This window comes from Streptomyces millisiae (assembly GCF_031845425.1).
GTDB classification, from domain to species: Bacteria; Actinomycetota; Actinomycetes; order Streptomycetales; family Streptomycetaceae; genus Streptomyces; species Streptomyces millisiae.
In genome coordinates, this window is the sequence record NZ_JAVREM010000128.1 from 1 (window position 1) to 7490 (window position 7490).

Annotated in this window: 3 protein-coding genes; all 3 read right to left on the reverse strand. The window is 72.1% G+C overall.

Annotated elements, in window-relative coordinates:
- Positions 1-274: 274 nt before the first annotated feature.
- The 3 genes from RNC47_RS35395 to RNC47_RS35405 all read right to left on the reverse strand — a co-directional run bounded on the left by RNC47_RS35395 (position 275) and on the right by RNC47_RS35405 (position 7364).
- Positions 275-1735, reverse strand: coding sequence for a glutamate synthase subunit beta (locus tag RNC47_RS35395; RefSeq protein WP_311604914.1), 1461 nt, complete (start codon positions 1733-1735; stop codon positions 275-277).
- Positions 1728-6284 (reverse strand): glutamate synthase large subunit, encoded by a 4557-nt coding sequence (gltB, locus tag RNC47_RS35400; RefSeq protein WP_311604915.1) that lies wholly within the window; start codon positions 6282-6284, stop codon positions 1728-1730. The genes RNC47_RS35395 and gltB overlap by 8 nt, the downstream gene beginning before the upstream one ends.
- 375 nt (positions 6285-6659) lie before the next feature.
- Positions 6660-7364: a VIT1/CCC1 transporter family protein gene (locus RNC47_RS35405; protein WP_311604917.1), complete on the reverse strand. Its 705-nt coding sequence runs from the start codon at positions 7362-7364 to the stop codon at positions 6660-6662.
- Positions 7365-7490 lie beyond the last annotated feature (126 nt).

Below are 7490 nucleotides of genomic sequence, written 5' to 3' on the forward strand. Positions count from 1 at the left end.
ACCCGGCCCGTGCCGCGCGAGGCCACCCGCCCATGGCGGGTGGGTGGGCGCGGCACCGCACGGCCGCCAGGCCCGACCTCGGCGGCTTCGCCGCCCGGTCGGGCCCTCCGGGCCGGTGGCCAAGCCAAGCCCCAGCGAAAGCGCTACGGCGGCCCCAGAAAACCCGGCGCCCGCCCCGGTCGGGATGGGGCGGGCGCCGGTCGTGTCCGTACGACGCTGTACGGAACGACTCAGGAGGCGGGCGGCGCGGTGCGGCCCGCCCGGCCAGGGGCCGTCAGGCCGCGAGCGCGCGGTCCGTCGGCCGCACCGGGTACGGCAGGGTGGACTCCCCGGTCAGGTAGCGGTCCACACCGCGCGCCGCCGCGCGGCCCTCGGCGATGGCCCAGACGATGAGCGACTGGCCGCGGCCCGCGTCGCCGGCGACGAAGACGCCGTCCACGTTGGTCGCGTACTCGGCGTTCCGCGCGATGTTGCCCCGCGCGTCCAGTTCGAGGCCGAACTGCTCGACCAGGCCGTTCTCCCGGTCGGTGCCGGTGAAGCCCATGGCCAGGGTGACCAGCTGGGCCGGGATCCGCCGCTCGGTGCCGGGCTTCTGCTCCAGCTTGCCGTCGACGAACTCCACCTCGACCAGGTGCAGCCACTGCACGTTGCCGTCCTCGTCGCCCTCGAAGTGGGTGGTGGAGACGGAGTAGACCCGCTCGCCGCCCTCCTCGTGGGCCGAGGTGACCTTGTAGGTCATCGGCATGGTCGGCCACGGCTGGTGTGCCGGCCGGCTGTCGCTCGGCCGCGGCATGATCTCCAGCTGGGTGACGGACGCCGCGCCCTGCCGGTGGGCGGTGCCGACGCAGTCGGCGCCGGTGTCGCCGCCACCGATGACGACGACGTGCTTGCCCTCGGCCGAGATCGGCGAGGTGATGAAGTCGCCCTCCTGCACCTTGTTGGCGAGCGGCAGGTACTCCATGGCCTGGTGGACGCCGTTCAGCTCGCGGCCCGGCACCGGCAGGTCGCGCGCCGTGGTGGCGCCGGCCGCGATGACGACCGCGTCGTAGCGGCGGCGCAGCGCCGCCGCGTCGATGTCACGGCCGATCTCCACGCCGGTGCGGAACTTGGTGCCCTCGGCCCGCATCTGCTCGATGCGGCGGTTGACGTGCCGCTTCTCCATCTTGAACTCGGGGATGCCGTAGCGCAGCAGCCCGCCGATCCGGTCGGCGCGCTCGTAGACGGCGACGGTGTGTCCCGCCCTGGTCAGCTGCTGGGCGGCGGCCAGGCCCGAGGGGCCCGAGCCGATGACGGCGACCGTCTTGCCGGAGAGCCGCTGCGGCGGCTGCGGGGTGACGGCGCCGGCCTCCCATGCCTTGTCGATGATGGTGACCTCGACGTTCTTGATGGTCACCGCCGGGCGGTTGATGCCCAGCACGCAGGCGGACTCGCACGGCGCGGGGCAGAGCCGGCCGGTGAACTCGGGGAAGTTGTTGGTGGCGTGCAGCCGCTCGCTGGCCGCCGCCCAGTCCTCGCGGTAGGCGTAGTCGTTCCACTCCGGGATCAGGTTGCCCAGCGGACAGCCGTTGTGGCAGAAGGGAACGCCGCAGTCCATGCAGCGGCCGGCCTGCTTGCTGATGATCGGCAGCAGCGAGCCGGGGACGTAGACCTCGTTCCAGTCCCTGACCCGCTCCTCGACGGGGCGGGACTTCGCGACCTCGCGCTCGGTGGTCAGAAAGCCCTTCGGGTCAGCCATGGGTCGCCGCCTCCATCATCTTCTCGTGGGTCTCGGACTCGGAGAGTCCGGCCCGCTCGGCGGCGTCCTTGGCGGCGAGCACGGCCTTGTACGTGGTGGGCATGATCTTGCTGAACCGGGCCAGCGCGCCGTCCCAGTCCTTGAGCAGCCGGTCGGCGACCGTGGACCCGGTCTCCTCGGCGTGCCGCCGCACCACGTCGTGCAGCCACTCGCGGTCCGCCTCGTCGAGCTCCTCGACCTGGACGAAGCCGGGGTTGACCTGGGCGGCGTCGAGGTCGACGACGTAGGCGACGCCGCCGGACATGCCGGCCGCGAAGTTGCGCCCGGTGGCGCCGAGCACGACGGCCACGCCGCCGGTCATGTACTCGCAGCCGTGGTCGCCCACGCCCTCGGCGACGACGGTGGCGCCGGAGTTGCGCACGCAGAACCGCTCGCCGACCCGGCCGCGCAGGAAGATCTCGCCGCCGGTGGCGCCGTAGCCGATGGTGTTGCCGGCGATGGTGGAGTACTCGGGCAGGTGGTCGGCGCCCCGGTCGGGGCGGACGACGAGGCGGCCGCCGGAGAGGCCCTTGCCGACGTAGTCGTTGGCGTCGCCCTCCAGGCGCAGGGTGACGCCGCGCGGCAGGAACGCCCCGAAGGACTGGCCGGCCGAGCCGGTGAAGGTGATGTCGATGGTGTCGTCGGGCAGGCCAGCGCCGCCGAACTTCTTGGTCACCTCGTGGCCGAGCATGGTGCCGACCGTGCGGTTGATGTTGCGGATGGCGAGCTGGGCCCGCACCGGCTGGGCCGCCTCCGGGGTGTCGGCGGACAGCGCGTCGGCGGAGAGCCGGATCAGCTCGTTGTCCAGCGCCTTGGCCAGGCCGTGGTCCTGCGCGGTGGTGCGGTGCCTGGCGGCGCCGTCCGGCAGCGCGGGGACGTGGAGCAGCGGGGCCAGGTCGAGGCCCTGCGCCTTCCAGTGGTCGACGGCGCGTGACACGTCGAGCAGCTCGGCGTGGCCGACGGCCTCCTCCAGGGTGCGGAAGCCGAGCTCGGCGAGCAGTTCGCGGACCTCCTCGGCGATGAACTCGAAGAAGTTGACGACGAACTCCGGCTTGCCGGCGAACCGCTCGCGCAGCACCGGGTTCTGGGTGGCGATGCCGACCGGGCAGGTGTCCAGGTGGCAGACCCGCATCAGGACGCATCCTGAGACGACCAGCGGCGCGGTGGCGAAGCCGAACTCCTCGGCACCGAGCAGCGCGGCGATCAGCACGTCGCGGCCGGTCTTGAGCTGGCCGTCGGTCTGCACGACGATCCGGTCGCGCAGCCCGTTGAGCAGCAGCGTCTGCTGGGTCTCGGCGAGGCCGAGCTCCCAGGGGCCGCCGGCGTGCTTGAGCGAGGTGAGCGGCGAGGCGCCGGTGCCGCCGTCGTGTCCTGAGATCAGCACCACGTCGGCGTGTGCCTTGGAGACGCCGGCGGCGACGGTGCCGACGCCGACCTCGGAGACCAGCTTCACGTGGATGCGGGCCGCCGGGTTGGCGTTCTTCAGGTCGTGGATCAGCTGGGCCAGATCCTCGATCGAGTAGATGTCGTGGTGCGGCGGCGGGGAGATCAGGCCGACGCCCGGCGTGGAGTGCCGGGTCTTCGCCACCCAGGGGTAGACCTTGTGCCCCGGCAGCTGGCCGCCCTCGCCCGGCTTGGCGCCCTGGGCCATCTTGATCTGGATGTCGTCGGCGTTGACGAGGTACTCGCTGGTGACGCCGAAGCGGCCGGAGGCGACCTGCTTGATGGCGCTGCGGCGGGCGGGGTCGACGAGCCGCTCCGGGTCCTCGCCGCCCTCGCCGGTGTTGGACTTGGCGCCGAGCCGGTTCATGGCGATGGCCAGCGTCTCGTGCGCCTCCTTGGAGATGGAGCCGTAGCTCATCGCGCCGGTGGAGAAGCGCTTGACGATCTCGCTGACCGGCTCGACCTCCTCGATCGGCACGGGCGGCCGCTCGCCGTCCTTCAGCCGGAACAGGCCGCGCAGCGTCATCAGCCGCTCGGACTGCTCGTTCACCCGCTGGGTGTACTGGCGGAAGACGTCGTAGCGGCGCTCGCGCGTCGAGTGCTGGAGCCGGAAGACGGTCTCGGGGTCGAACAGGTGCGGCTCGCCCTCGCGCCGCCACTGGTACTCGCCGCCGATCTCCAGGTCGCGGTGGGCCGGGGCGACGCCGGAGACCGGGTAGGCCTTGGCGTGCCGGGCGGCGACCTCGCGGGCGATGACGTCGATGTCGGCGCCGCCGATCTTGGAGGTGGTGCCGTGGAAGTAGGTGTCGACGAACGCCTCGTCCAGGCCGACCGCCTCGAAGACCTGCGCGCCGCGGTAGGAGGCGACGGTGGAGATGCCCATCTTGGACATCACCTTCAGCACGCCCTTGCCCAGCGCCTTGATCAGGTTACGGATGGCGACCTGTGGCTCGATGTCCGGCAGGTAGGTGCCGCGCGCGACCAGGTCCTCGACGGACTCCATGGCCAGGTAGGGGTTGACGGCGGCGGCGCCGTAGCCGATGAGGAGCGCGACGTGGTGCACCTCGCGCACGTCGCCGGCCTCCACCAGCAGCCCGACCTGGGTGCGCTGCTTGGTGCGGATCAGGTGGTGGTGGACGGCCGAGGTGAGCAGCAGCGAGGGGATCGGGGCGTGCTCGGCGTCGGAGTGCCGGTCGGAGAGCACGATGATCCGGGCGCCGTCGGCGATGGCGGCGTCGGCCTCGGCGCAGACGGCGGTCAGCCGGTCGGCGAGCGCCTGGCCGCCGCCGCTGACGCGGTAGAGGCCGGAGAGGGTGGCGGCGGCGAACCCGGGCAGGTCGCCGTCGGCGTTCACGTGGATGAGCTTGGCCAGCTCGTCGTTGTCGATCACCGGGAAGGGCAGGGTGACGCTGCGACAGGAGGCGGCGGTGGGCTCCAGCAGGTTGGCCTGCGGGCCGAGCGAGGAGTACAGCGAGGTGACGAGCTCCTCGCGGATGGCGTCCAGCGGCGGGTTGGTGACCTGCGCGAACAGCTGGGTGAAGTAGTCGAAGATCAGCCGGGGCCGGGCGGAGAGCGCGGCGATGGGGGTGTCGGTGCCCATCGAGCCGATCGGCTCGGCGCCGCTGCCCGCCATGGGCGCGAGCAGCACCCGCAGCTCCTCCTCCGTGTAGCCGAAGGTCTGCTGGCGGCGGGTGACGGAGGCGTGGGTGTGCACCACGTGCTCGCGCTCGGGCAGGTCGGCCAGCTTGATGAGGCCGGCTTCCAGCCACTCGGCGTAGGGGTGCTCGGCGGCCAGCCGGTCCTTGATCTCGTCGTCCTCGATGATCCGGTGCTCGGCGGTGTCGACCAGGAACATCCGGCCGGGCTGCAGGCGGCCCTTGCGGACCACCCGGGCCGGGTCGATGTCGAGGACGCCGACCTCGGAGGAGAGCACCACGAGGCCGTCGTCGGTCACCCAGTAGCGGCCGGGACGCAGACCGTTGCGGTCGAGCACGGCGCCGACCTGGACGCCGTCGGTGAAGGTGACGCAGGCCGGGCCGTCCCAGGGCTCCATGATCGTGGAGTGGTACTGGTAGAACGCGCGCCTGGCCGGGTCCATGGTGGCGTGGTTCTCCCACGCCTCGGGGACCATCATCAGCACGGCGTGCGGCAGCGACCGGCCGCCGAGGTGCAGCAGTTCGAGGACCTCGTCGAAGGTGGCCGAGTCGGAGGCGTCCGGGGTGCAGATCGGGAAGAGGCGCTCGAGCCGCTCCGCGTCCCCGAACAGCTCACTGGCCAGCTGCGACTCCCGGGCCCGCATCCAGTTGCGGTTGCCGCGGACGGTGTTGATCTCGCCGTTGTGCGCGACGAAGCGGTAGGGGTGGGCGAGCGGCCAGCTCGGGAACGTGTTGGTGGAGAACCGGGAGTGCACCAGGGCGATCGCGCTGGCCAGCCGGCGGTCCGAGAGGTCGGGGAAGAACGGCTCCAGCTGGCCCGTGGTGAGCATGCCCTTGTAGACGATGGTGCGGGCGGAGAGCGACGGGAAGTAGACCCCCACCTCGCGCTCGGCGCGCTTGCGCAGCGCGAAGGCGGTCCTGTCGAGCGCGAGACCGGTCTTCTCGCCCGCCGCGTCGGCGACGAACAGCTGCCGGAAGGCGGGCATGGTCTCGCGGGCCGCGGCGCCGAGCAGCCCGGGGGCGGTGGGCACCTCTCGCCAGCCGAGGACGGCCAGGCCCTCGTCGGCGGCGATGCCCTCGATCCGGGCGACGGCCTCGGCGGCCTCGGTCGGGTCGGCGGGCAGGAAGGCGATGCCCACGGCGTAGCCGCCGGAGGCGGGCAGGACGAACGGGACGCTGTCGCGGAGGAAGGCGTCCGGGATCTGGATGAGGATGCCGGCGCCGTCGCCGGTGTCCGGGTCGGAGCCGGTGGCCCCACGGTGCTCCAGGTTCCGCAGAACGGTCAGCGCCTGGTCGACCAGCTCGTGGCTGGCCTCACCGGTGAGGGTGGCGACGAAGCCGACACCACAGGCGTCATGCTCGTTGCGTGGGTCGTACATCCCCTGCGCTACCGGGTGGGACGCAGAACGCATCCGGCTCTCCCGTCGTCGTCTTGGTCTTTTGCTGTTCCCGAGGGACGACGTTGGCCCTGGCGTACATAAAATTTTCGTGCAGGTTACACGATGGTCCGGTTCCCGGGAAGCGGATAGCACAGTCCACGATACGGACTTCGCGCCGCTTGGCCGTGCCGGAGATGGCGGACATGCCCGCCCAAAGCTTTACGGGGTCGACGGGTGCACCGATGCTCGTCGATGCGGGACACATGCCCGCCGACAAACAACTGAAACCCGCCGGAAACAAAGCTCACCCAAAGCGCGCCCACGGGACATAGCACCCGGACCTGCCCGGGCTATTCCCGGCATCCGGGACATCATGCACGCCGGATCCCGCCGGGTCCACCCCCCGGGCTACCCCAGCGACGTGCCCAGCAGCGCCCCGAGCGCGTAGGTGAGCCCGGCGGCACCCGCGCCGAGCACCAGCTGCCGCAGCCCGCTGTACCACCAGGAACGCGCGGTCACCCTGGCCACCACCGCGCCGCACAGGAAAAGCCCGCCGAGCGCCACCAGCGCGGCGGGCCACAGGCTGGTGGCGCCCAGCAGGTACGGCAGCAACGGCAACAGCGCCCCGATCGCGAACGAACCGAACGACGACACCGCGGCCACGGTGGGTGACGGAAGGTCGCTCGGCCCCACGCCCAGCTCCTCCCGGGCGTGGATCTCCAGCGCCTGCTCGGGATCCGCCGACAACTGGCGCGCCACCTCCCGGGCCAGCCCCGGCTCAACACCCCGCCTGACGTACACGTCGGTGAGCTCGGCCAGCTCGTCGGAGGGGTGGCTGCGCAGCTCACGCCGCTCGACGTCGAGCTCGGCCAGCACGAGCTCCCGCTGGGAGGCCACCGAGGTGTACTCCCCCGCCGCCATCGAGAACGCCCCGGCCGCGAGGCCGGCCATCCCGGCGACGGCGATGGCGTGCGAGGAGGCGGAGCTGCCGGCCACGCCGCTGATCAGGCCCAGGTTGGACACCAGCCCGTCCATCGCCCCGAAGACGGACGGCCTGAGCCATCCCCCGGTGACGTCGCGGTGACGATGGTGCGACTCCGCGGAAGCGGACACGCGGACCTCCTCGCTGCCGGCTTGCGACTCGCGGCCCCAGCCTGTCACCGGGACGCGGCCGCTGGCTAGCAAGGCAGGGCGTACTAACCCCCTGACCAGCGGAGCGGGCCGCTGGTGTCTCCCCAC

Excerpts from the sequence above, each read along its gene's own strand:
- gltB (WP_311604915.1), bottom strand. The coding sequence starts at position 6,284 with ATGCGTTCTGCGTCCCACCCGGTAGCGCAGGGGATGTACGACCCACGC.
- RNC47_RS35395 (WP_311604914.1), bottom strand. The coding sequence starts at position 1,735 with ATGGCTGACCCGAAGGGCTTTCTGACCACCGAGCGCGAGGTCGCGAAG.